The 26,356-nt window shown below is 44.9% G+C and carries 22 protein-coding genes; 18 read left to right on the top strand and 4 right to left on the bottom strand.

The annotated features are described in order from the left end of the window. Positions 1 to 10: 10 nt before the first annotated feature. Entirely contained in the window at positions 11 to 1,321 is a 1,311-nt protein-coding gene (gene fadI, locus ACXAD8_RS01370; protein ID WP_475224177.1) for an acetyl-CoA C-acyltransferase FadI, read from the bottom strand. Positions 1,322 to 1,633: 312 nt separating this feature from the next. Between fadI and ACXAD8_RS01365 the strand changes: the two genes are divergently transcribed. The 16 genes from ACXAD8_RS01365 (at position 1,634) to ACXAD8_RS01290 (ending at position 21,920) form a co-directional block, all read left to right on the top strand. Further along, complete coding sequence (locus tag ACXAD8_RS01365; protein WP_475224176.1) at positions 1,634 to 2,590, top strand: AAA family ATPase; 957 nt, start codon at positions 1,634 to 1,636, stop codon at positions 2,588 to 2,590. A gap of 11 nt (positions 2,591 to 2,601) precedes the next feature. Continuing rightward, a complete protein-coding gene (locus ACXAD8_RS01360; protein ID WP_475224175.1) occupies positions 2,602 to 3,552 on the top strand; it encodes a DUF58 domain-containing protein in 951 nt (316 codons plus the stop codon). Between the two features lie 14 nt (positions 3,553 to 3,566). Continuing rightward, positions 3,567 to 4,103, top strand: a complete 537-nt coding sequence (locus tag ACXAD8_RS01355) for a DUF4381 domain-containing protein (RefSeq protein WP_475224174.1) — start codon at positions 3,567 to 3,569, stop codon at positions 4,101 to 4,103. Continuing rightward, the gene (locus ACXAD8_RS01350) at positions 4,096 to 5,115 is read left to right on the top strand and encodes a vWA domain-containing protein (RefSeq protein WP_475224173.1); all 1,020 of its coding nucleotides are present in this window, start codon (positions 4,096 to 4,098) and stop codon (positions 5,113 to 5,115) included. Before ACXAD8_RS01355 ends, ACXAD8_RS01350 begins: the two co-directional genes overlap by 8 nt. Next, entirely contained in the window at positions 5,112 to 6,965 is a 1,854-nt protein-coding gene (locus tag ACXAD8_RS01345) for a vWA domain-containing protein (RefSeq protein WP_475224172.1), read from the top strand. The genes ACXAD8_RS01350 and ACXAD8_RS01345 overlap by 4 nt, the downstream gene beginning before the upstream one ends. A gap of 3 nt (positions 6,966 to 6,968) precedes the next feature. Continuing rightward, a complete protein-coding gene (locus ACXAD8_RS01340; RefSeq protein ID WP_475224171.1) occupies positions 6,969 to 8,687 on the top strand; it encodes a BatD family protein in 1,719 nt (572 codons plus the stop codon). A gap of 230 nt (positions 8,688 to 8,917) precedes the next feature. After that, positions 8,918 to 9,415 (top strand): sigma-70 family RNA polymerase sigma factor, encoded by a 498-nt coding sequence (locus ACXAD8_RS01335; protein WP_475224170.1) that lies wholly within the window; start codon positions 8,918 to 8,920, stop codon positions 9,413 to 9,415. Between the two features lie 3 nt (positions 9,416 to 9,418). Further along, positions 9,419 to 10,204, top strand: a complete 786-nt coding sequence (locus tag ACXAD8_RS01330; protein ID WP_475224169.1) for a DUF3379 family protein — start codon at positions 9,419 to 9,421, stop codon at positions 10,202 to 10,204. A 149-nt stretch (positions 10,205 to 10,353) separates the two neighbouring features. Further along, positions 10,354 to 11,835 (top strand): sodium/proline symporter PutP, encoded by a 1,482-nt coding sequence (gene putP, locus ACXAD8_RS01325; protein WP_475224167.1) that lies wholly within the window; start codon positions 10,354 to 10,356, stop codon positions 11,833 to 11,835. 126 nt (positions 11,836 to 11,961) lie between these two features. Next, complete coding sequence (locus ACXAD8_RS01320) at positions 11,962 to 13,185, top strand: EAL and HDOD domain-containing protein (protein ID WP_475224165.1); 1,224 nt, start codon at positions 11,962 to 11,964, stop codon at positions 13,183 to 13,185. A 137-nt stretch (positions 13,186 to 13,322) separates the two neighbouring features. Then, positions 13,323 to 14,237: a sulfate adenylyltransferase subunit CysD gene (cysD, locus tag ACXAD8_RS01315; protein ID WP_475224164.1), complete on the top strand. Its 915-nt coding sequence runs from the start codon at positions 13,323 to 13,325 to the stop codon at positions 14,235 to 14,237. Then, positions 14,237 to 14,830: an adenylyl-sulfate kinase gene (cysC, locus tag ACXAD8_RS01310; RefSeq protein ID WP_475224163.1), complete on the top strand. Its 594-nt coding sequence runs from the start codon at positions 14,237 to 14,239 to the stop codon at positions 14,828 to 14,830. The genes cysD and cysC overlap by 1 nt, the downstream gene beginning before the upstream one ends. A gap of 6 nt (positions 14,831 to 14,836) precedes the next feature. Beyond that, positions 14,837 to 15,637 carry a 3'(2'),5'-bisphosphate nucleotidase CysQ gene (gene cysQ / locus ACXAD8_RS01305; protein WP_475232845.1) on the top strand — a complete coding sequence of 267 codons (801 nt, stop codon included), beginning with the start codon at positions 14,837 to 14,839 and terminating at the stop codon, positions 15,635 to 15,637. A 3-nt stretch (positions 15,638 to 15,640) separates the two neighbouring features. Further along, the gene (gene cysN / locus ACXAD8_RS01300) at positions 15,641 to 17,062 is read left to right on the top strand and encodes a sulfate adenylyltransferase subunit CysN (protein ID WP_475224161.1); all 1,422 of its coding nucleotides are present in this window, start codon (positions 15,641 to 15,643) and stop codon (positions 17,060 to 17,062) included. A 6-nt stretch (positions 17,063 to 17,068) separates the two neighbouring features. Beyond that, positions 17,069 to 18,796 (top strand): SLC13 family permease, encoded by a 1,728-nt coding sequence (locus ACXAD8_RS01295; protein WP_475224159.1) that lies wholly within the window; start codon positions 17,069 to 17,071, stop codon positions 18,794 to 18,796. A 658-nt stretch (positions 18,797 to 19,454) separates the two neighbouring features. Beyond that, on the top strand, positions 19,455 to 21,920 hold the full coding sequence (locus ACXAD8_RS01290) for a S8 family serine peptidase (RefSeq protein WP_475224158.1): 2,466 nt from the start codon (positions 19,455 to 19,457) through the stop codon (positions 21,918 to 21,920). Positions 21,921 to 22,025: 105 nt separating this feature from the next. On the opposite strand, the gene cysS is transcribed toward ACXAD8_RS01290, so the two are convergent. Then, complete coding sequence (gene cysS / locus ACXAD8_RS01285) at positions 22,026 to 23,402, bottom strand: cysteine--tRNA ligase (RefSeq protein ID WP_475224157.1); 1,377 nt, start codon at positions 23,400 to 23,402, stop codon at positions 22,026 to 22,028. A gap of 180 nt (positions 23,403 to 23,582) precedes the next feature. Here cysS and ACXAD8_RS01280 point away from each other — a divergent pair, with 180 nt between their 5' ends. Continuing rightward, the gene (locus ACXAD8_RS01280) at positions 23,583 to 24,074 is read left to right on the top strand and encodes a peptidylprolyl isomerase (protein ID WP_475224155.1); all 492 of its coding nucleotides are present in this window, start codon (positions 23,583 to 23,585) and stop codon (positions 24,072 to 24,074) included. Positions 24,075 to 24,131: 57 nt separating this feature from the next. After that, positions 24,132 to 24,875, top strand: coding sequence for a UDP-2,3-diacylglucosamine diphosphatase (lpxH, locus tag ACXAD8_RS01275; RefSeq protein ID WP_475224153.1), 744 nt, complete (start codon positions 24,132 to 24,134; stop codon positions 24,873 to 24,875). A 7-nt stretch (positions 24,876 to 24,882) separates the two neighbouring features. On the opposite strand, the gene ACXAD8_RS01270 is transcribed toward lpxH, so the two are convergent. Together ACXAD8_RS01270 and ACXAD8_RS01265 are read right to left on the bottom strand one after the other, a co-directional pair. Further along, positions 24,883 to 25,521 (bottom strand): hypothetical protein, encoded by a 639-nt coding sequence (locus tag ACXAD8_RS01270; protein WP_475224152.1) that lies wholly within the window; start codon positions 25,519 to 25,521, stop codon positions 24,883 to 24,885. Positions 25,522 to 25,654: 133 nt separating this feature from the next. Beyond that, on the bottom strand, positions 25,655 to 26,356 hold the full coding sequence (locus ACXAD8_RS01265; RefSeq protein ID WP_475224151.1) for a hypothetical protein: 702 nt from the start codon (positions 26,354 to 26,356) through the stop codon (positions 25,655 to 25,657).

Genomic DNA, 26,356 nt, shown 5'->3' with positions numbered 1-26,356 from the left:
TCCCGGCTAATTATTCAGTTTCTACGATCATAGCTGCACCCAAACCGCCAGCGGCACAGGCAGTTAACAACCCGGTACCACCGCCTCTGCGATTGAGTTCATTCAGCATTTGCGTGATCATACGTGTGCCTGTTGCAGCAAAAGGATGGCCATAAGCAATAGAGCTACCCATGACATTAAATTTATCCATATCGATTTCGCCCGTCGCTTTGTCACGGCCTAATTTCTCTTTGGCAAATTTATCGCTGGCAAACATTTTTACGTTAGCCAGTGTTTGTGCTGCGAACGCTTCGTGCATTTCAATCAGGGTCAGATCGTTAAGCGTCATACCCGCTCTGTCCAGAGCAATTGGCGTTGCATAAGATGGCCCCATCAACATGTCTTCCCAGACATCAATAGCAGAGAAAGCATAACTTTTAATGTAACCCAAAGGCTTATAACCCAAGGCTTTGGCTTTACTCTCTGTCATCATCAGCACCGCGGAAGCACCATCAGTTAATGGTGTGGCATTAGCGGCGGTAACTGAGCCGTATTTTTTGTCGAATACCGGACGCAGTTTCTTGTAGCCTTCCAGGCTGGAATCAAAACGAATGTTGTTGTCTTTTTCCAGAGCGCCTTTGAATGGCTCCGCCCAGGCAGTCATTACTTCGCTATCCAGTTTGCCCGCATTCCAACTCGCAGCAGCATTGCTGTGAGAACGATGCGCTAAAGCGTCCTGTTCTTCACGAGAGATTTGGTGGGTTTTAGCCATTTGCTCCGCGGTTTGTCCCATTGACAGACCCGTCGAATATTCAGCGACTGCGGGTGGAACCGGCATTAAGTCTTTCAGGCCCAACTTTTTAAAGATGGCCCATTTTTGCCCCAGGGTTTTGGCTTTTTGCGCATCCACCAAAGCACGCGCTAACTTTTTAGAAACACCAATGGGTGAAACAGATGTTGAATCAGCACCACCGGCAATACCTACGTCAACTGTTCCGGCCATCATGGATTCCGCAACATTTACTGCCGCCTGAAAACTGGTAGCACAAGCACGCGATACACTGTAGGCGTCTGTGCTGACGTTCATTCCGGTTCCCAACACAATTTCCCGGGCGATATTTGGCGCTTCTGGCATTTGAACGACCTGGCCGTATACCACCTGATCAACCCATTCTGGTTTCACGTCATTGCGCACCAGCATTTCATTGACAACCATTTTGCCTAAATCTAATGCAGGAATACCGTGAAAATACGTCGCCATTTTAGCGAAAGGAGTTCTTAAACCTGCGACGATGGCAATGCGTTCACCGTCTCTGGTGGTGACAGATTGCTGTTTGGACATGTTACACCTCTGAGTGGTCTGACCTGTTAATTTTTTGTGATTTTAACTTTTTGATTAGAAATTACAATCTAAAGTGGCAAATTCTGTAATATCCGTGCAATTTCAGCAGTCTGAACAAACTTTATTCATATACAGAATCGTTTGTAACATTGTTTTTCACAGATGGAACCTTATATAGACTGCACGCTCTTATTTTTGGTATCTATGCGCACTGGCTGACGGAAATAGTAATATTTTCCAGTCCATTGAGAATAGATTAAATCTGCGGAATTTCCGCTACCCCATTCAAAATAGTAAAAAATTAAGAAAACTATGGCAGCTGAACAATTCAGAACGTTAAAAACCTATTTAGATTCACAGGTTATCGGACAACCGGAATTTACTAAAAACATCTTAATTGCTCTGTTAGCAGATGGACATTTGCTGGTAGAAGGTCCTCCAGGTCTGGCTAAGACCAGAGCAGTAAATGCTTTGGCTAAGGGTATTGAGGGTGACTTTCACCGTGTTCAGTTCACACCAGATCTGTTGCCAGCCGATTTGACAGGTACGGATATTTATCGACCTGAAACCGGCGAGTTTGTTTTCCAAAAAGGGCCATTGTTTCACAACCTGGTATTAGCCGACGAAATCAATCGCGCCCCGGCAAAAGTGCAGTCAGCTTTATTGGAAGCCATGGCAGAGCAACAAATTACGGTGGGCAACAAAACCTATCCGCTGTCATCATTGTTTTTAGTTATGGCGACCCAAAACCCCATTGAACAGGAAGGTACTTATCCTCTTCCGGAAGCGCAATTAGACCGCTTCCTGATGCACCTTAATGTGGATTACACAGGTGCCGAGACCGAATTGGAAATTCTACGACTTACCCGTTCAGAGTCCTTAAAGCAAAAGGTGACGCCCCCTACTCCGCTGACTCAGGAACAAATTTTTAACGCCCGTGAAGAAGTGTTGTCGCTGCATCTGGATGAAAATCTGGAACGCTATTTAGTAGAGCTGATCATTGCCACCCGTCAGGGCCATAAGTATGACGACAGATTAGTGCGCTGGTTAGAGTTTGGAGCCAGTCCACGAGCCACTATCGCGCTGGATAAATGCGCCCGTGCCCACGCCTGGTTAAGTGGCAGAGATTATGTCGGTCCGGACGATATTCAGGCGATGGTACACAATACCTTAAGGCATCGTATTTTGTTGTCCTATGAAGCTGAGGCCGAGGGCATTACCGCTGATCAGGTGCTGGACCTGATCCTGGAATTGGTACCTGTGCCATAGGAGATAACACAATGGCACAGTTTGATATCAATAACTGGTTGCGCGTGCATCACGCCGACGGCGTTAATGTTGATATGGCAGAGCTGCTGTACTATCGCAGTAAAACCGGTTTAATGAATTTGAATCCCTATAAAACGGTTCAGGCCCGGCTTGCTGGTAGCTACCTCACCAAAATGAAAGGTCGAGGTATGGAGTTTGACGAAGCCAGACATTATCAACCCGGTGATGATATCCGTGCTATTGACTGGCGGGTTACTGCGCGTACCGGTAAAACCCACACCAAATTATTCAGAGAAGAGAAAGAACGCCCGGTGTTTATCCTGGTGGATTTTTCCCATTCGATGCATTTTGGGACGCAGTTGCTGTTCAAGTCAGTTACAGCTGCACATCTGGCTTCTCTGATCGCCTGGAGCGCATCCAAACGCGGAGACCGCATCGGCGGCCTGGTGTTTAACGAGTCAGAACACCGGGAATTTAAACCTATGACCCGGCAAAAAGCGGTTTTATCTTTATTGAGCGGAATCAAACACCTGCACAATAATGCGATTTCCGATAATCCGGCACAAACCTTTAGTGACGCTTGCGCCCGTATAAGACGTTTGGCCAGACCTGGTGCCGCAGTGTTTATTCTCAGTGACTTTTTACACCTGGACAATGCAGCTCAGCGTCATTTATCGCAGCTGTCTCGTCATTGTGAAGTCATCGCTTATCGCATCAGTGATCCGTTTGAGCATCAGCTGCCCTCGGTCAAAGTTCCGCAAACTGTTGCTGTCACCGATGGTAAAACCAGGCAGAGTATCACTTTGGGTGAACAGAGCCAGGCGATGGACTATCAGAAAATACATGCGCAACTGATGAACAACATACACAAGCAATTACAACAGTCACACGTCAGAGTGATTGATATAAATGCAGGGCTTCCCCTGGAAACGCAACTGAATCCTTTGCAAAAAATAGCCTGAGGTATCATTCAATTATGCAAGGCATGCCAGTTTCATTACCCGAATCCTTTAGCCAAAACCCTCAAGGTGCTGACATCGGCTTGTGGCCACTGGCCTGGGGCTGGTGGGCGCTATTATTTATAACCTTGATCATCCTTGTGTTGGCAGGAATATGGGCTGTTAAAAGTCGACGTCAGCGCAAAGCCAGAAAGCAGGCCATTGCTGCAATCAAGGCGCTTCCCGCAGATGCACACAACAAACTACAACTTTGCAATCAAATACTAAAACGCGCTTTTATGAGCTACTTCCCTAAAGGTCAGGTGGAAAAACTACACAGTCAGCAGTGGACGCAGTTTTTAGAAGCACAACTGAAACCTGCTAAAAAGGCGCAATTTCAACCCTTGTTCCTGGCTTTAAATATGGGGTTGTATCAAAAATCGCCTGAGTTACAAGAGGATGTAAACCAGGACCAAATCCAACAATTTGATGCCATCTGTATTGACTACATAAAACAGGCATTACCGCCAGGTAAAAAGCAGCTCCAACTTGTTGCAGGAGCCAGTAATGATTGAGTTTCTCTGGATATGGGCATTTGCCTTTTTACCTTTGCCCCTGTTGGCTCGCTTCTTACCAGGTAAAAAGCATCAGCAGCAAGCCGCCTTAATGGTGCCACAACTGACTCAAGGCATGCAGACCATTGAAAAGCCCGCATCCCGCAGCAGGGTTTACATAGTGCTGGCCACTCTGGCCTGGATTGCGCTGGTAACCGCCGTGGCACGCCCACAATGGTTAGGCGATCCAATCAGTATTCCATCAGAAGGCAGAGATCTGATGTTGGCGGTGGATCTTTCCGGCAGTATGGAAATGGAAGACATGGCTATTAACGGCCGCACAGTTAATCGTCTGCAAATGATCAAATATGTTATGGATGATTTTATCGAGCGACGTGTGGGTGATCGCATTGGCCTAATCCTGTTTGGTGACACCGCATATCTGCAAGCACCACTCACCTATGACCGGGAAACCGTGAGAACCCTGTTAAATGAATCGTTGATAAAACTGGTGGGTGAAAGAACAGCCATCGGCGATGCTGTGGGCCTGGCAGTAAAACGCTTTCGCAAGAAAGATGAATCGAATCGCGTGCTCATTTTACTCACAGACGGTCAAAACACCGCTGGTAATTTAGACCCTATGCAAGCTAAAGAGTTGGCGATGGCTGAAGATATCACTATCTACACCATAGGTGTGGGTGCTGAGCAGATGATTACTCGCGGTTTTCTTGGTAGCCGCCGTATCAATCCTTCTGCGGAGTTGGACGAAAGTATGTTAATGGACCTGGCGCAATCTACAGGTGGGCAATATTTCAGAGCCAGAGATGTTCAGGAGTTGGAGCAAATCTACAGCACCCTTGATGAGCTGGAGCCCATTGAGCGTGAATCAAGACAAATGCGTCCGCTTAAAGCCTTGTTCTACTATCCGTTGGCTTTATCGTTATTTTTAACTACCTTGATGGCCTTGTTGCCTTTGTTTGGACGTTTGTTCTCTCTGTTCAGAAATAATAGCAGAGGTACGATAACACCATGAACTACCTTGAAATAATCGACAACTTTCACTTTATTCGACCGCTGTGGTTATTGGCCTTAATACCTCTGGCATTGATAGTGTTATTGCTGCGCAAGCAAGCCCGCACGCAAAGTGGTTGGCAAGGCGTTTTAGCCAGTCACCTGTATAATAATCTGATCACCGGCGAGTCCAGCAAAGGTGTTACACCGCCCTGGGGGCTATTATTCTGTGGCTGGATGATAGCTTGTCTGGCACTGGCTGGGCCGACCTGGGAGCGATTACCGCAACCCGTATATCAGGTCAGTAAAGGCAAAGTCGTTTTGTTGGATATGTCGATGTCGATGCGGGCAGAAGATATTAAACCCAATCGCCTGGCCCGCACCCGCTACAAAGCGATGGATTTGGTGGCCTTACTGGAAGAAGGTGAAACAGGTTTAGTGGCCTATGCCGGAGAAGCGTTTGTAATCAGTCCCCTAACCTCTGATATTCAAAACCTGCAGGCCTTAATCCCCAGTTTATCGCCGGAAATTATGCCTTCACAAGGGAGTGATGCCCTATTCGCCCTGGAAACCACGTTTGAATTACTAAAAAACGCGGGTTATCAAAGCGGTGAAGTATACTGGATCACAGACGGAGTAGACTTATCTGAAGTAGCGCCCATTCGCAATTTGTTGTCTGACTATGATCACACCATTAATATACTGGCTATCGGCACAGAAGAAGGCGCACCTATTAAAGACATCAACGGCAACTTTCTGAAAGATGCCAGCGGTGCCGTCGTTATTCCCAGACTCAGGAAGTCACCTCTGTCGACACTGGCGCAAAGTACCGGAGGTCGTTTTGTCATGAGCAGACCTGATGATGCGGATATCAAATACCTGACCGAAGCGCTGTTTGAGCCTCAGGAATCGAAAGAAACAGAGCAGGAAAACAGTTTTGGTGATCAATGGCGGGAGTTTGGTCCCTGGTTGTTGCTATTGTTATTGCCTCTGGCTGCCTATAGCTTCCGCAGAGGTGTATTGCCTCTGATGTTGTTGACCATAGTGATAGATGCTCATAAACCTGCCTCAGCAGATTGGTGGCAAGACCTATGGCAAACCCCTGATCAACAGGGTGCCAAAAGCTTTCAGCAGGAACAATACGCAAGTGCCGCTGAACAGTTTAACGATCCGCTTTGGAAGGGGTTATCCCATTTTAATGCTGGCGATTATCAGGCCGCAGCTGAAGTGTATTCGGCACTGGATACCGCTGAAAGTAACTTTGGACTAGGTAATAGCCTGGCGCAATTGCAACAATATCAAGAAGCGATCGCCGCTTATGACAGAGCTTTAAAGTTAGCTCCCGAATACCCCAATGCTGCTGAAAACAAAAAATACCTGGAAGATTTGTTGCAACAACAGCAGCAACAAAACCAAAACTCAGAAAATTCTGAGCAAAACGATGACCAACAGCAAGACCAGCAACAACAAGATCAGCAAGACGGTGATAACGGTGAGTCGCAACAACAAGAGCAGCAACAAGAACAACAAAGTGACTCCCAGCAACAGAGTGACTCTGAACAGCAAGATGAAGGTCAAGAGCAGCAAAACGAATCTGGGCCTGAGACTTCAGAAGAACAGCAACAGGAAGAACAACAGCAGTCGCAACAAGAGCAGTCAGATGCTGAACAAGAGCAACAGCAGGAGCAGCAAGCTCAAATGCAGGAACAACCTGAATTAACTGACGAACAAAAAGAACAGTTACAGAAAATTGAAAACTGGCTACGTAAAGTACCGGATGATCCGGCATTCTTGTTAAAGCGAAAAATGCTGCTGGAACAAAAGCGTCGTCAGCGCCAACGACTTCCGAACTCACAACAAAAAAACTGGTAGATCATGCGAATTTACATTTCCAAACCTATTTTATTATTAGTTTGCTTTGTTAACTTTTGGGCAAATACGGTTTTTGCAGCACCCACCGAGGCCACTGCGACCGTAGATAAAAACCCGGTAATGGTGGAAGAGTCCTTCAGATTAACGGTAACCGTCAACGATGATGTGCCAGGCGACGAATTCGACAGCTCGCCGCTGTTGCAAAACTTTGTAGTTGGACGCACTAGTGTGAGTCGGCAAACTCAAATGATCAACTTCGACACTACGCGCTCTACTGTCTGGACCACCACACTGATCCCCAGAAAAGAAGGCCAATTTACCATTCCAGCTTTAAGAGTGGCGGGACTGACAACGAATCCTATCAATATAGAGGTGGTGCCGGTATCTAATGCCAACCAGGCGCAAAACCGAGATATTTATATTACTGCTGAAGTAGAAAAAGCGTCGGTTTACGTACAGCAGCAAATTAAGTACACCACCCGACTGCATTTAGCGGTTGATTTACAAAGTGGTAGTCTGAGTCAACCCGAACTTCCGGGCGCGGATATCGAACAGGTAGGCAAAGACCGTGAATTTACCGACATTATCAATGGTAAACGCTATCGTATAATAGAGCGTACTTTTTCAATTATTCCCAATAGCAGTGGCGAATATACAATTCGCGGTCCGCTTTTCGATGGTGAAGTGATTGACAATAATCGCCAGTCTTTTGGATTCTTTAATCGTACCCGAAATGTGCAACGCATCGCCAAAGATGTAGAGGTAGAAGTACTGCCGATCCCAGAAGGATATAACGAACACTGGTTGCCTTCTGAGTTCGCGCAGCTTACTGAAGAATGGCAAACTTCTGACAATGAATTTCGCGTCGGAACACCTGTAACCCGAACCATTACCCTGACCGCAGTAGGTGTCACTGAAACCCAATTACCGGAGCTGGATACCCTGTATCCACCATCGCTAAAAGCCTACCCGGACCAGGCCGAAACTGCGCGGGTGCAGCGCAATGGCACTATTGTGGCTCAGCGCACAGAAACCGTGGCCCTGATCCCCAATGAAGAAGGCACGCTGATTATTCCTGAGGTGACGCTTAAATGGTTTAACGTAGTTACCAAAGAAACAGAGATAGCGCGCCTACCAGCCCGCACCATTAATGTTCTGGCACCAACAAACGCTCCACAGGCACTGCCCTCCAGTCCGATGACTAATCAGGAAACCGCTCCTGCCAGATCAGATACGCCGCAACAAATTACACAACTTCCGTTTAGCAACCATTGGTGGTCGTTAAGTAGTTGGGCGTTATTGCTGTTATGGCTGACAACGTTGTTACTCTGGTGGCTATCAGCCCGTCGTCGTCCTGTTTATGCAGAAACAAATACGGCACCGTTAAGAACACCTAAGCCTTATTGGCAAGAATTACAAAAAGAGTTGATGCGCAACCAGGTCGATGTCAACAAAGTCAATCAGTTGTTGCCGGGTTGGTTGTCCAGTGTCACTGGCTTGAAAAACGTGTCGGTTTATACGCACCTGGAAAAACTCAATAATAATGAGTTAAAAGTGGCAATTGATAACTTTTTTCAGCACTTTTATGGTCAGGCTTCAGGCTCAGAGCAAAAACAGGTATTAAAAGACCTGTTGACGGTAGCGCAACAGCTTGAAAAGCAACTACGCCAACAGCGTTCGAAAGAAAAACAGCAATTAACACCTCTATATCCAACCAGCTAATCGCAAAAAGCGGATAAGAATAAAAAAAGGAAGGGATTCCGGTAAAAACAATTTTGCGCTGGTCATTAAAAAAAGCTTAATATCAGAGCTTTAATGGCAACTAAATACTGAAATTGTCTCGTATTGCCACGCTCAATTGAGACAAATGTAAGTTATTTAATACAACTTCTAACGAAATTATAAATTTTGTGAAGAAATCACGAAATCAAAACAACAGTTAAACGGTCACAATGAATACGCAAGAAAAGCAACAAAAGTATGAAAAGCTGGTTCGCGATATGCACGCTGATGTGTACCGCTACGCATACTGGTTGATCAAAGACAAAGTGATTGCCGAAGACATTGTGCAGGAAACCTTTTTAAGAGCATGGAAATCACTGGACTCGCTAAAAGATGACAAGGCGGCTAAAGCTTGGTTGATCACTATTTTGCGCAGAGAAAACGCAAGGCGTTTCGAGCGAAAACAGTTCGATTTAGTGGATATGGATGACGTTTCACTGGCTGATGAAGGGCCGCTCCATGAAACGCAATTAGAACATGGGGAACTGCATAAATTGATGGCTAATTTAAGCGAGGAATACCGGGAGCCTTTAATGTTACAGGTTATTTTTGGCTATAACGGGGAAGAGATAGCACAGGAACTCAGCTTAAATAAAAACACGGTAATGACAAGATTATTTAGGGCGCGAAATCAATTGAAAGAAGCCCTGGAAAAAAGTGAGAAGTAAGAAATGTCTGCTAATTTAGACAATGACAAAATAAGGCAAGCCATCACGGCAGATCCGAAAGCGGATGATGCAGAGATTAATGCAGCCATTAATGCCGATGACAGCCTGAAGGGTTTTCAACAAGCCATGCTGGAACTGGATAAGGCGATTAAAGAAACCAGCGAAGTTGCTGTACCTGATGACTTGATGAACAAACTTTTGCAAATACCTCAGGCTGAAGCCGAAAAAGAAATGGCCCAAACTGCAACTCCTGACCCCAAGGAAGCGGCGAAAGACAATGTGGTACCGCTAGCACCTAAGCGCAATCATATTATCCAGTTAGCGCTCGCTGCCAGTATTGCTTTTGCGGTAGGGCTGAGTTTTACCCTGTTTAATCAAAGCCCACAAATCCGCTCTGGCGCAGACTTGGCGCTGGCTCATATGTACCATGAAAAAGAGTACACGCAACGGGTATCCAGAGAAGTATCGCTGGACGAGGTGAACACCAAACTGGCCACCTTCGGCGGTGAAATGTTGCGTTCTATAGGTCAAATTACTTATGCTAATTTCTGTTTTTTTGAGAGCCAAAAAAGCCTGCACTTGGTAATGCATACCGAATCCGGTGATATCACTTTATTTGTTACGCCGAAAGATCTGAAAAACCAAATAGACAGTCACTTTCAGGATAAGGATTACGAAGGCCGCAGTTGGGAGATGCAGGAAGCAGACGTCACCATTATCGGCGAAAAAGGCAAATTAAACTCGGAGCTGGAAACACAAATAAGGCAATCAATGCAGTTTTCTGCCTGATGATAACGCAATCAAAGAGTAAAAAATCCGCAATTAGCGGATTTTTTGCTTTTTAAGGCCACACTCCTAACAATATGTCTTTGAAACTGGATTTTTACCCGCGTTCAATGTCATGATGTTCTTCATAATAATAATAACCGGACAATTGAATGGACCCTTACCTGTTACTCGCCCTCGCCCTTTACTTCTGTGCCATGTTGGCAATCGGACTCTTTGCCTTTAAAACTAATGATGCTTCGGTATCGGGTTTCTTATTAGGTGGTCGAAAAGTAGGCCCTGCAGTCACGGCATTATCAGCAGGCGCATCTGACATGAGCGGTTGGATGTTAATGGGTTTGCCCGGTGCAATGTATCTGAGTGGCTTGTCCAGTAGTTGGATAGCGATAGGCTTATTAATCGGAGCATGGTGTAACTACACTTTTGTAGCTCCACGACTGCGAACCTATACAGAAGTTACCAATTCTTTGACAATACCCGACTTTCTGGAACGTAGATTCGATGATAACACCCGAATTTTGCGCATTGTTTCCGCTATCGTGATCATTACCTTTTTCGCCATCTATACCACTTCCGGAGTTGTCGGCGGTGGTAAATTGTTTGAAAGCGCCTTTGACTTACCCTACGAGCTGGGACTCTATATCACTGCCGGTATCGTAGTGGTTTACACCTTATTTGGTGGTTATCTGGCAGTAAGCATGACCGACTTTGTGCAGGGCTGTATCATGTTTGTAGCATTGATAATGGTACCTGTTGTGGCTGTTTTTGAATTAGGTGGCAGCACTGAAACCAGTCAGCTGATTCAGACCGCGAATAGTGAAGCCTTTAATCTGATCAATGGTGTTTCGTTACTAGCAATCTTGTCCAGCATGGCCTGGGGACTGGGTTATTTTGGTCAGCCACATATTATTGTGCGGTTTATGGCCATTTCCAGCGTTAAAGATTTAAAAGTGGCCCGTAAAATTGGCATGAGTTGGATGTTAGTCACCTTAATCGGCGCATTGGCGGTTGGATTAACCGGTCTGGCATACGTACAAAAAACTGGATTACCTCTGTCCGACCCAGAAACTATCTTTATCGTATTGTCTAATACCTTGTTCCATCCCTTTATCTCAGGCTTCCTGTTGGCGGCAATATTGGCTGCTATTATGAGTACAGTTTCCTCGCAGCTACTGGTGACTTCCAGCTCACTGGCCACTGACCTGTACCATGAATTTGTTAATAAGGATGCCCCTCAAAGCCAGGTATTGTTGGTGAGCCGCATCAGTATATTTTTAGTTGCTGCGCTGGCCATATTCATTGCACACGACCGGGACAGTTCAATTTTATCTCTTGTATCCAACGCCTGGGCCGGATTTGGCGCGGCCTTTGGTCCGTTGGTACTGTTTAGCTTGTTTTGGAAGAAAACCACCAGAGCTGGAGCAATTGCAGGCATGATCATAGGTGCTGTAACCGTCCTGTTTTGGATTTATGCCCCGGTTGGGCCTGAAGGTAGCACCATGAGTGCCTACATTTATGAGATAGTTCCGGGCTTTATTGCCGCAACTCTGGCTATCTGGCTGGTTAGCTTATCCAGTCAGACATCATCTGAGTCCCTGCAGCAAGATTTTATGGCGATGCAAAAAAACCTTTGAGATCCTGCACATGTAAATTGACTCGACACAAACTATCACTACAATGAAATCTACCGCGACAGAACCGATACTCGCTATGGGCTGTCGCGAGACAAGCGTATGACAGTCGGATAAAGGACCAAAAGCATGGCATTTTATGCAGCACGCCAGCCAATCTTGGATATTAATAAATCTGTATATGCCTATGAACTATTGTTCAGGGAAAGTTTAAAAAACGTCTTTCCAGATGTTTGTGAGAACGAAGCAACATCGAAAATGATCGATGGTCTGCAAACCAACCTGGGTCTGGATACGTTAACTCAAAACAAACTGGCCTTTATCAATTTCACCCATGATACGCTGATTGATCGCTACCCACTGCTTTTACCCAATGATCAGGTGGTGGTTGAAGTACTGGAAACCGTCAGACCCGGTAAAAAACTACTGGCGGCTGTGAAGGAAATAAAGGAACAAGGCTATATCGTCGCGTTAGATGATTATATTCATGAGCCAGTCTGGAAACACTTTTACCCCTACACAGACATAATCAAAATCGATTGGCAGGCAATGACAATTGAGGAAATTAAAGAAGTCATTATCGCCATTCAGGATTTTCCGCAAATAAAATTACTGGCAGAAAAAGTCGAAACCCACGAAGATTATCAAACCGCTGTGGACCTTGGTTTTTCCTATTTCCAGGGATATTTTTTCAGTAAGCCGGAAGTATTAAAAGGTTATTCACTTCAGCCTTCCCAGTTAGCGCTCGCACAATTAATGTCTGAAATGGCAGAAGAAGAGCCCAACATCAATAAGATTACCCGTGCTTTTGAAATTGACGTCAATATGTCTTTTAAATTGCTCAAATACGCGCAATCATCCTTGTTCAACCGCACTCAGCAAGAGATCAGTAACATTAAGCAAGCCATAGTGGCTATAGGATTACAAGAACTCAGACGCTTTGTTTCACTAATGTTTACTGCGCAATTTAAAACGGATAAACCTCACGAACTAACTGTCATGTCCCTGACAAGAGCCAGATTTTGTGAATCCATCGCGGCCTTACCGGGCCAGAAGGTCGATAAGTCCTCAGCCTTTCTGGTGGGCCTGTTATCGCTATTAGATGCCATGCTGGATGCCAGTATTGAAGAACTGTTAGACAAACTGCCCCTGTCTGAAGCCATCAAAACTGCACTAATCAAAGGCGAAGGACTGATGGCAGATTATATCAATCTGGTGCGCCGCTATGAAAAAGCAGAATGGGAAGAAGCTTATTTCATTTCCATGAAAATCAATGCCGATTCTGACCGTACTGCAAACAGCTTTGTAGAAGCTCAAACCTGGGCAACAGAGAGAGCAGAATTCTCTAAATAGGATTGCATAACCAGCTTATTATTTTTGGGATTGAATTAGTCCAAAAAGTCATATTTTACTGTGACACATTGTGGTAAAGTTCTAAGCATATAATTCTTTAATATATTAGTTATAAGCTAGAATTTTTTAGGCGCAATATGTCATCACAAATTCCTTCATTAACTCACCTCAGACAATTAGAGGCTGAGAGTATTCACATCTTCCGTGAAGTTGCAGCAGAGTTTGAAAACCCTGTCATGTTATATTCGGTAGGTAAAGACTCATCCGTTTTACTGCATCTGGCACGCAAAGCCTTTGCTCCAGGTAAAATCCCCTTCCCACTGATGCACGTCAATACCACGTGGAAGTTCAGAGAAATGATTGAGTTTCGGGATAAGATGGCGGAAAAATATGGTTTTGAGCTCATCAGTTACACCAATCCTGAAGGTGCTGATAACAAAATCACCCCGTTTACCCATGGCAGTGCCAAATACACTGATATCATGAAAACCCAGGCGTTAAAGCAAGCACTCGATAAATATCAGTTTGACGCAGCATTTGGTGGTGCTCGCCGCGATGAAGAAAAATCACGAGCCAAAGAGCGTGTATTCTCTTTCCGCGATAAAAACCATCGCTGGGACCCTAAAAACCAGCGCCCTGAATTGTGGAATATCTACAACGCGCAAATCAACAAAGGCGAAAGTATCAGGGTCTTCCCTATGTCCAATTGGACTGAGCTGGATATCTGGCAATACATCTACATGGAAAACATCGAAATCCCCAGCCTATACCTGGCAAAACCCAGACCGGTTGTGGAACGCGATGGCGTGAAAATCATGGTGGACGATGACCGTATGCCATTGCTGGAAGGTGAAACCCCACAAATGCAGTCAGTGCGTTTCAGAACCTTGGGCTGCTACCCACTTACCGGCGCCGTTGAATCTACCGCCAGTACGTTACCCGAAGTTATTCAGGAAATGCTGCTAACCAAAACATCTGAGAGACAGGGCCGTGTAATAGATCACGACTCGGCGGGTTCAATGGAGAAGAAAAAGATGGAGGGTTATTTCTGATGAGCCGAGATATTGTATGGCATGAGCACAAAATTGATAAACAGCGTCGGGCTGAACAGAACCAACAGAAGCCTCTGGCCATCTGGTTCACCGGCTTAAGTGGCTCAGGAAAATCCACCCTTGCCGGACTGTTAGAACAAAAGCTGCAATCAGAAGGCAAGCACACGTATTTGCTGGATGGTGACAATGTGCGCCATGGATTGTGTGGTGATCTTGGTTTTTCCGATAAGGACCGTGTGGAAAACATTCGCCGCATTAGTGAAGTGGTTAAACTGTTTGTGGATGCTGGACAGATTGTTCTGACTGCGTTTATTTCCCCATTTAAGGCGGACCGCGCTTTTTGTCGCGGATTGCTGGAAGATAAAGAATTTGTTGAAGTGTTTGTGGATGTGCCACTGGAAGTGTGCGAACAACGCGATCCTAAAGGACTGTACAAAAAAGCACGAGCTGGTGATATCAAGCATTTTACTGGATTGGATAGCCCTTATGAAGCACCTGTCGCCCCGGAAATCCACCTCAAAGTTGCAGAGCAAACTGCGGAAGCTGTAACCGAAGAACTTTACAATCAGTTAGTACAAAAAGGGTTTATTTAAGTGAGTATTTCTGAACAATTAAACACTCTTTTGGAACCTGTGATTGAAATCACCCGAGGTGCGGGCGATGCCATTATGCAAATCTATCAGAAAGATTTTTCAATATATGAAAAGTCCGATGAAAGTCCATTAACAGAAGCGGACCTTGCAGCGCATAAAAACATTGTTAAACGTCTGGCTGAAATTTCCGAGTTTCCAATTTTGTCTGAAGAATCTGCAGATATCTCCTGGCAGGAAAGACAGGACTGGCAAACATATTGGTTAGTGGATCCTTTGGATGGTACTAAAGAGTTCATCAAAAAGAACGGTGAGTTTACCGTAAACATCGCCCTTATTCATGAAGGCAAAGCTGTACTGGGAGTGGTAAATGCACCAGCAATCAAAGAAATTTATGCAGGTGTAGTTGGCGGCCAGAGCTTTAAAGAGCAATCGGACAATAGCCGCAGTCCACTAGCCCCGGTCTCCAGTGCTCAGGCAGAAAGTCTAAAAATAGTCGGCAGTCGCTCACACCAAAGTCCGGAAATTAAAGGATTCCTGGAAGCGCTTGGTAAAGATAGTGAGTTAGTCGCTATGGGCAGTTCCCTGAAATTATGTTTAGTGGCTGAAGGTAAGGCCCACCTCTACCCTCGCCTGGGACCCACTTCTGAATGGGATACTGCAGCCGCTCATGCTGTGGTAAATGCCGCAGGTGGCAAGGTGACGGTTATGCAACAAGACCCGAATGGCATCTGGCAGGACTCTGGTGAAGAGCTTCTGTACAACCAAAAAGAATCTGTTTTAAACCCTTATTTCTTAGTGAGTGCATAGACAATGCATAACGAAAACGAATTACTTCAACAAGACGTATTAGCATACCTTGAGCAACATGAGCAGAAAGATCTGCTTCGATTTTTAACCTGCGGTAGCGTAGATGACGGTAAAAGTACCCTGATTGGTCGCTTACTGCACGACTCTAAAATGATTTATGAAGACCAGCTTGCCGCTGTAGTTAAAGACAGCAAAAAAGTCGGCACCACAGGTGAAAAAGTAGACCTGGCTTTGCTGGTAGATGGACTACAATCAGAGCGCGAGCAAGGCATTACCATTGACGTGGCCTATCGCTACTTTTCTACTGACAAGCGTAAATTCATCATTGCTGACACACCAGGACATGAACAGTACACCCGAAACATGGTAACCGGTGCCTCTACCTGTGATTTAGCTATCATTTTGGTTGATGCGCGACATGGTGTGCAGGTTCAAACAAAACGTCACTCCTTCCTGGTGTCATTGCTGGGTATAAAAAACATTGTGGTTGCCATCAACAAGATGGATTTGATGGATTACAGACAGGATGTATTTGAAAAAATACGTTCAGATTTCAAAGCCTTCTCTAAAGATTTGGCCTTTGAAGACGTCAACTTTGTGCCAATCTCAGCACTCAATGGTGACAATGTCGTTAACCCCTCTGAGCATCTGAGTTGGTATCAGGGTGCGCCGTTAATGCAAATCCTGGAAACCATCGAAATAGACCGCAATAAGAACAAAGATGATTTTCGTTTTCCGGTGCAATACGTTACCCGCCCAAACCTGAATTTCAGAGGCTTTGCCGGCACCATCGTTTCTGGCGATATCAAAATTGGTGACCGAATTACCGCTTTACCGTCTGGAAAGTCCTCTAAAGTTAAGTCTATCGTGACCTTTGATGGTGATTTGCAGTATGCCCATACACCACAAGCCGTGACCCTGACTCTGGAAGACGAGATCGATATTTCCCGCGGTGACATGATCGTCAAATCAGACAATCTGCCACTTAACTCAAATACTTATTCTGCTCATTTGGTATGGATGGCAGAAGAAGCCTTAATGCCCAACAAGCAGTACGCGATAAAATTCGCCACCAAAAAAGTGACGGGCAGTATTTCATCAATAGAACACAAAATTGATGTCAATACCCTTGAGAAGAGTGACGCTGTACATTTAGAATTAAATGAAATTGCAGAAGTGCAACTGAAGCTGACGGAATCAGTAGCAGCTGACCCTTATACCCTCAATCGGGCTACGGGGGCATTTATTGTTATTGATCGCATTTCAAATGCCACTGTGGGTTCAGGGATGATAATCAAAGCTAATGAAACTCAGCAATCCGCTGACACTCATGATTATTCAGAGTTTGAACTGGAGTTTAATGCTCTTGTGCGTAAACATTTTCCTCACTGGCAGGCAATTGATATCTCGCAACTAAAAAAATAAGGTAATATGGATATAAATCAAATATTGGTGCTCGGCATATTTCTGAGTACCATTTTGGGACTGGTATTTTCTAGCCGAAGTCCCAGCCTTATTTTTGCTCTGGCCACCATGTCCCTGTTAGCCACAGGGACATTGTCTATGAGCAACGTACTTGGCAACCTGAGTAACAAAGGATTGGTTATTCTGGTGCTATTACTTTTGGTAAGTATCGGTGTCGATAAGTCCAGAATAATGAAAACCCTGGCGCGAAAGCTGGTAACTGCCAATAAAAGTCTTTCCACCATAAAAGTTATCATCATTTCCTTTTTTAGCTCTGCAATATTAAATAATACTGCCGTTGTTGCTACGCTTACCGGGCCACTATTACACAATCAACACATTGCCCCTTCGAAATTGCTGATTCCCCTTTCTTATGCGGCAATTCTAGGTGGTACTGTGACTCTGATAGGTACCTCCACAAACCTGATTGTGGACAGTTTTCTGATTGAACATGGTCAACCCGGTTTTCTGTTTTGGGACTTTACCCTTTATGGTCTGACTGCCGGTTTAAGCTGTTGCATTTTAATCTACCTGCTACAAGGCTTGCTTCCGGAACTTAAACCCAGAGCAAACGAATTTAAGAACTATATTATCGAAGCCAAGGTAGAAGATGACTCTCCCCTGGTGGGCAAATCCATTGAAGATAACCACCTCAGAAATCTGCCAGAACTGTTTCTGGTGGAAATAGTGCGCAAGAGACAATTGATCAGCCCGGTACACCCGGACACTATGATTCAGGCCGGAGATAAACTGATTTTTTCCGGCAATATTGAACGAGTAGACAGCCTTGATCACATTCCCGGATTAAGCTTCTTTGCCGACAGCAACGGTTTGTTAAGAGAAAACCTCACCGAAGTCATCATAACAAACAGAGCGCCAATAATTGGTAAAACCCTTAAAACGGTTGGTTTTCGCTCTATGTTTGACGCCGCGGTTATGGGGGTTCGACGTGATGGCGAACGTTTAAGTGGCAAATTGGGTGAAATTAAACTGAAAGCCGGTGATTTTTTATTGTTGGCCACGGGGGCAGACTTTAAAAGCCGACCAAACCTGAACAATAATTTCTTTTTACTTAACGAGCTCAAGGTAGAGAAAAAGCTGGCAGCCTGGCAAGACACACTCGCTGTCGGGGGCTTCCTGGTATCTGTTGCATTAGCCGCTTTTGACTTGTTAGCGCTGGAATTAACGCTGCTGTTTCTGCTGGTCACATTAGTCTTGAGTAAAGTAGTTACCAGTAATGAACTAAAACGCAGTTTACCCACTAACCTGGTTATTGTGATCGTCAGTGCATTATCCCTGTCTGCCGCCCTGGAAAGTACCGGAACAATTAGCCTATTGACTAAAGCCTTGCAACCAGTATTACTCAACGCCTCCCCTTTTGCTGTTCTGGTGACTATTTATCTTTGTACTTTATTACTGACGGAATTAGTGACTAATAACGCTGCAGCTGCACTGATGTTTCCATTTGCCTGGGGCGTCAGTGCAGCAATGAATTTACCCATCATGCCATTCGCCCTAGCTGTGGCTTTTGCCGCCAGCGCCAGTTTTATTTCGCCCTGGGGATATCAAACTAACTTACTGGTATTTAGCGCCGGTGAATACCGCTTTAGAGACTTTGCGAAAATCGGGCTACCGATATCAATCTGTTTCTCCAGCATTGTTTTGCTGATGTTAAAGCTTCAGTACGGTTTTTAATCCTACGCTATTCTTATCGCTCCACAAACAACGTCATTCTTGTACAAAATTTCATCTTTATTATTGACGTCGCTGTCTGATTCTATATTAAAAACGTTAGGCGGCTGCTGTTACATTCTGATACAAAGCCATCAAAACTGTTGCTTTATTACACATCGCCCCTGTTTCGAAAAACTGTTGATGAAAAATTATCCTAATAAGTTACCCATCGGTAATCAGACAAATCTTTAATAAGCGCAATAGAATGCACTGAAACCCAGTGTAATAAAGCGCACACCACAAAAATAAACGCTTTCAGCGGCTCTTAATAAGATTACTTTTCTCCCCAATAAACTAATAAATCAAATTACAATTAATTACATTATTGCCATTTTTGTATACATTTATTTACATAAGCTTACTTTATTAATTTCTTAAAATTTACTGCAAGCCAATGATTGTAACGTCTGTGACTTAATTCAGAAAAACAGCAGAAACAATTAGGTCTTTATTTTTCTCATGACTCAGAAGTGTTTACAGCATTTTTTCGCAATGATAAAACCTTTGCTCGGAATTAATTTACCCGGGCATCAGGTCTGATCAGTCAGAAAAAAATAAAGAAAGATCCGGGATGTTATTTTCGTACAAAAAACAACAAGTGTTTAAGGAAACAACAATAATGAAATTCAATAAAACGACGGTTGCAGTGCTCTGTGCCGCCTCTTTTGGCGCAACAGTACATGCAACACCAATGACTGCGACAGAACAAAAAGCAACAAATCAGATGCAAAATGCAAAACCAACTGGCTTTGCACAATGGCGCGCAGAACAAAAAAGACAAAAGTATGCTGACACCACTGATCAAATCGTAGTCAAGTTAAGCAGCGCAAATGACGTTACCGCGTTAAAGATGGCTGGTGAAACGAGCCATAGCATGAAAGATGCAGCCAGCCGTAAAGGTGGCGACAGCCTGGCTGATCGCGGTCAAAAAATCCTGATGGATTTCTCTTTCAGAGCAGGTACTCCACTTTCATTCGTGAAAAGCCATGGCCAGGACAGTGTTATTTTAAAACTGCCAGCCGAATTGCATGTTAACGATGTAGACTTTATCACTTCAAAGTTATCTGGTTCTTCTTACGCAGCCAGAGCAGAGAAAAACCCTAAGCGTTGGCCAATGGCTGAAAACTCGCCTTGGGGTATTGCCAATGTACAAGCGGATCAGGTCAGTGATGCAAGTGCCAGCAACATGACTGTGTGTATTATTGACTCTGGTTATGACATCACTAACCCTGATTTAGCCGCGAATAATGCCTCAGGTACTAACGACAGCGGTACGGGTCAATGGTCAACGCCAGGCGGCTCTCACGGCACTCACGTTGCTGGTACCATTGCTGCCGTTAACAACAACGAAGGCGTTGTAGGCGTATTGCCAAACACCAATGTTAACCTGCACATTATCAAAGTATTCACTGAGTCTGGCTGGGCTTATAGTAGTGATCTGGTTGATGCAATTGACGACTGCCAAACTGCAGGTTCCAAAGTTGTTAACATGTCTTTAGGTGGACCAAGCTCTACTACTTCTGAAGGCAACGCTATGCAGGCGTTTGAAGATGCTGGCATGCTATTAATTGCTGCTGCCGGTAACGACGGTGACTCCACCCACTCCTACCCAGCTTCTTATGATGCTGTAGTATCTGTAGCAGCCGTTGACGAATCGGGCTTGCATGCAGAGTTTTCTCAGTACACTTCTCAGGTAGAACTGTCTGGCCCGGGCGAAGCGATTTTATCTACAGTTGGTGTGGGTGACGGTCGTCAGGGTTTCATCACTTACAACGGTTCAACCACTGGTGATGACCGTGTATTACCTCAATCACGCTATGTGCAACAAGGCGGTAACTATGTCATTTCTAATGTAAATGGCACTGTTTCTGGTGAACTGGCCAGTTGTAGCATGAGCGCAGGCAACTACAGTTGTGGCAACATGTCTGGCAAGATCTGTATTGCTGAGCGTTACGAAAACCAATCTGGCTCAAATTATCCTGAAATCAACCCTGCTGAAGCTTGTGCTAACGCCGGTGCTGAAGGTGTAATTGTGTACAGTAACTCAGCCCGTCCTGGCTTACAAAATCCGTTCCTGGTTGACGGCAACGGTGCTGTTGATATGCCTACCGTTACCGTGAACCGTGCGTTGGGTCAAAGCTTACTGGCAAATGTTGGCAGTAATGCAACGCTTGAAGTACGTGGCAATACTGACTATGCCTATTACAACGGTACTTCAATGGCAACGCCTCATGTTGCTGGTGTAGCGGCTCTGGCATGGAGCAACAACCCAACTTGTAGCTCCACTGAAGTACGTAATGCCCTGAAACAAACTGCCTTAGATCTGGATTCTTCAGGTCGCGACAACCGCACAGGCTGGGGTCTGGTACAAACTAAAGCAGCTTCTGACTACATGGCTGCAAACTGTAATGGTTCTGGTGGCGGCAATGGCGGTGGCGGTTCCAGTGAAACTGCACTGACTAACGGCGTTGCAGTTACTGGTCTATCTGGCTCCACCAATGACGAAAAAGTGTTCACTCTGGATGTACCTGCAGGTGCTACTGACTTAGAATTTACTATGTCAGGCGGTAGCGGTGATGCCGATCTATATGTGAGCTTTGGTTCTGAGCCAAGCACTTCCAGCTACGACTGTCGTTCCTGGAACTCTGGTAATTCTGAAAGCTGCACCATCAGCAACGTTCAGACCGGTACCTACTATGTTAAAGTTCACGCATATTCTACATATAGCGGTGCGTCTTTAACTGGTAGCTTCACTGATAACAGTGGTGGCGGCTCAGGTGGTCAACCTGACTCAGGTCAACTGACTGACTTGTCTGCATCACGTAACAACTGGTTGCACTACACCTATCAAATGCCTGCTGGTATGAGCAGCGCAGACTTCAGTATCTCTGGTGGTTCAGGCGATGCAGACCTTTACATCAGAAAAGGTGCACAACCTACAACCAGTACTTACGATTGCCGTCCTTATAAATCAGGTAACAACGAAACCTGTACATTCACTAACCCAGGACAAGACACCTGGCATATCAGCATCCGCGCTTATCGCACCTTCTCAGGTGTAACGCTGAGCTGGGATGTACAATAAGGCTAAAATCATCCCCTGGATAACTCGTCAAGGATGACGTCTTTTTGGATATAAAAAAAGCCGCGATTATCGCGGCTTTTTTAATTCTAAGATAAAATTTAGGTTTTAGCCTCTGCGCCAGGTCGTCCCATTGGGGCCATCTTCCAGCACTACATTTAAGGCGTTTAACTCATCTCTGGCAGCATCAGCTTGCGCCCAATCTTTTGCGGCTCTGGCGTCATTGCGCTTTTTGATAAGCGCTTCAATCATTGCAGCTTCATCATCATTACCCGCCCCACCCTGAAGATAAGCTTCAGGAGACAATTGTAAGAACCCCAGAACATTACCCAGAAATTTCAGGGTAGCGGCCAGTTTTTGTTTCTCTTCTTCGCTTTGCGCGCGATTGATTTCTTTTGCCAGTTCAAATAAAACAGCAAATGCTTCTGGCGTATTAAAATCATCGTCCATTGCGGCATCAAATCTGGCCACATAAGCGTCATCACAAGTAACTGTTTCATCAATTGTCACTGCGCGCAGCGCTGTGTACAAACGCTCTAATCCCGCTTTAGCTTGTTTGATATTATCTTCTGAATAATTCAGCTGGGAGCGATAATGGGCAGACATCAGGAAATAACGCAGGGTTTCAGCGTCATATTGCTTTAACACATCGCGTAAAGTGAAGAAATTCCCCAGGGATTTCGACATTTTTTCCTGATTAACCTGAACCATGCCGGTATGCACCCAGGTATTCACGTAAGGCGTATCAAAGGCGCAGCAGGATTGCGCCACTTCATTTTCATGATGCGGGAAGATCAAATCAGAGCCACCACCATGAATATCAAAATGTGCCCCCAGATGTTTGTGGTTCATAGCGGAACATTCAATATGCCAACCTGGTCTTCCGGTTCCCCAAGGTGATTCCCAACCCGGCTCTCCTGGCTTGACCATCTTCCACAAAACAAAATCCAATGGTGCGCGTTTCGAGCTTTCTACTTCCACGCGGGCCCCGGCATTCAATTGTTCCAGGTCTTGTTTACCCAACTTACCGTATTCTTTATAGGTGCTGACTTCAAATAACACATCGCCGTTATCAGCCTGATAAGCATGCCCCTTGTCCACAAGGCGTTGAATCACAGCAATGATCTCATCAATGTGAGTAGTTACGCGGGGTTCAACATCTGCAGGCAACAAGCCGATACTGTCAAAATCTTTGTGCATCTCAGCAATAGTTTGCTCAGTAAACTGCTCAAGATCTTCGCCGCGTTCATTAGCGCGTTTGATAATTTTGTCGTCTACATCCGTAATGTTACGCACATAATTTACTTCAAAACCCTTATGACGCAGATAACGCACCATGAGGTCAAAACTCAGATAGGTCCGGGCATGTCCCATGTGGCAAAGGTCATACACAGTGATTCCACAGACGTACATGCCCACTTTACCTGCTTGTAGCGGTTTAAAGGCTTCTTTCTTTTGGGTCAGTGTATTGTATATTTGCAACATGAAATAATGGTTCCTTAATCCTGATTTGTGCGAGGCGCAGTTTAACACTGCCCAACAGAGGCTCCAACTTTATTCAGGAAAAACAGCACAAGATTTACAATGTTTGTTAAACTTGAGTTTTGTAGCCTTAGTCTCCATCTTCTGCTACCTAGAACTAATCAGTAATAAACAGGATTAAATATGGTTTCTTTACACACCAACTTCGGCGTAATCAAGCTTCAACTAGACGCTGAAAAAGCCCCAAATACGGTTGCTAACTTTTTGTCTTACGTTAATGATGGCTTTTATGACAATACTATCTTCCATAGAGTTATCGATAACTTCATGATCCAGGGTGGTGGCATGGAACCAGGTATGGGCGAAAAAACCACAAAAGATCCAATCGAAAACGAAGCGAATAACGGCTTAAGTAACAAAAAAGGCAGTATCGCCATGGCACGCACCATGGATCCGCACTCTGCTACTGCACAGTTTTTCATTAACGTTGCAGACAACGACTTCTTAAACTTCCGCAGTGAAAGCCGCGATGGCTGGGGCTATTGTGTATTCGGCGAAGTGGTAGAAGGTATGGACGTTGTTGAAAAAATCAAAAACGTTGAAACTGGTAACAATGGTTATCACCAGGATGTACCTGTTGAAGAAGTTATTATTGAAAAAGCCGTAGCCGAATAATCATGATCTTTAAGGGCAGTGTTACTGCCCTTTTGTACTTCTGCCAAGAAAACCAGCGTGAATCACACCTTATTTATTGCCGACCTGCATCTCAGTGAAAACAGACCAGACATCACTCATTGTTTTTTGAGTTTTTTAAAAAACATCGATACAAAAATAACTGACGCCCTGTACATTTTGGGTGATCTTTTTGAAGTATGGATAGGTGATGATGAATCCACTGATTTCACACGCCAGATTGCTCAGTCCTTGTATAACCTGAAACACAATGGTGTGCCGGTTTATTTTATTCATGGCAACCGCGATTTTTTATTAGGAAAGAAATACGCCAGGCAAAGCGGCATGATCTTGTTGCCAGAACAACAGGTTATCGACCTTTACGGTACTGAAACCCTTATTCTGCACGGCGATGAATTGTGCACCAAAGATCTTGCCTATCAAAAGTTTCGAAAAAAGGCGCGCGGTTGGTGGTGGCCCAGATTAATATTAACTTTGCCATTAAAAACCCGGCGAAATATCGCCAGAAAAGGCAGAGAAACCAGCAAGCAATCTCAAATGACCTTGGCCAGTGATATCATGGATGTTACGCCTGAAGAAGTTTTAAACTACCTTGAACGCTTTAATGTTACTCAGATGATTCACGGACATACCCACAGACCCGCGATTCACAACATAAAAACTCACGACAATTTACCAGCGCAGCGCATTGTCCTGGGTGACTGGTACGATCAAGGCAGCCTGTTAAAAGTTACGCCCCAGTCTACTGAACTGCTCACCATGCCATTCACTAAAAATCAGTAGCAGGCGTTCAAAAGCTATCATCGGCATCAGCAGGCATCTCTGGAAGCGGCCTGGTCTTTACCTTTTTATCAACGTTTTGCCAGCTAAACACGCCGTAATAAGATTGGCAGGCTTCGGTGGATTCAGCTGCATCAGCAATATAGATCTGGATCGTAGATGATGTCGGATAATTCAGATTTGCGTTACAGGTAGCACTTTGCCCTGTACCCAACACCACTACACTGCCTTCCTTCAAATTACACTTTATCAACATATCCAATGGCGAAAACTTAGAGCAAATAGCGTAATCACGGCGGTATTCGGATATTTTTCCGGAAGGGATGGAGAATGCCCACCAATGGCCAAATTGACTGTACGGATTTTGGCTATTCCAGGCGCGATAAATATCAAACTCTTGGCTCACCAGGTAAGCTTTGGCCTGACATAAACCGCCCACTCCACTTGCTCCCAATGCCGCCGTCACTAACTCGGGCCTGTCCACCTCAGTTAACATGGGAGCAAAAACCGCAGGTGCAGTCACCTCTCCGGTACACTGATTAGGTGTGCTCTCGGTACTCTCTGTAGTTTGTTGTTCACTGACACTTGTGTGGCTGGCGCAAGCCGCTAATAAAGCCCAGCCCATCAGTAACAGGATTAATCGCTTCATGTTATTTCGTGTGTTCTATGCAAAGTGATAAGGATGGCACAATATCGAGAAAAATAAATACCAAATGGCGACAAGCTAACTGTTACTAACACCACCCTTGAATAATTGTGCCTTAAGTTCAAATATGCGGGTCCTATTCTCCATCTTTAGGGTTTTCTGCTACCTCTTGGACAGCCACCTCTTTTTGTATTGGCGCAGGAAGGATCATGGATACCGCTTCCACCGGTATTATTTGGGTTTGTTGTGCATTCACATCATAAACAAACAAATAATTTGCTGTTGAACCCAATAACTTAAGCTTTTCTCCTACCGGAAACTGCTCAGTTTGCACCCGAATATAATCATCTTCAGAAGTTTTAATATCACCACTTCGCCATTGTGCATACAAAGAAACAAAAAGATGTGCATACACAATAAACATCACCAAAAAGCCAAGTAACAAGCCTTGTCGGGACTTAGGCATATAATTAAAAAACAGGATTACGCTACGCTTAAAGCTTTTGGGCTGTTTCAGCCATTTTTGTCTGATGGGATGACAATAAATCAATAACAGATCAAATGCCCAGGCCACCAAAAAGCCCCCGCTAAACATCACCAGCGCTGCGGGTTCACTGATGCCTACCGCCATTAAATCTGCAACATCAGCGAATTTGAGTACACTGATACCGAACTCTTGATAGAAGGTGACGCTGTAAAAGATGCCGCACAGAGTCAGCAATAAATATGACACTGACAGCATCAACCCGGGATTATCCTTAAAGTAATCCAACATCAGGTTCAATTGGCTGTCTGGCTTGCCCCCTTCTTTCAGGGACTCTTTAACACTGGTTTGCAT

This window comes from Planctobacterium sp. AWH2_060 (genome assembly GCF_056158425.1).
This window is presented reverse-complemented; position numbering and strand designations above follow the sequence as displayed.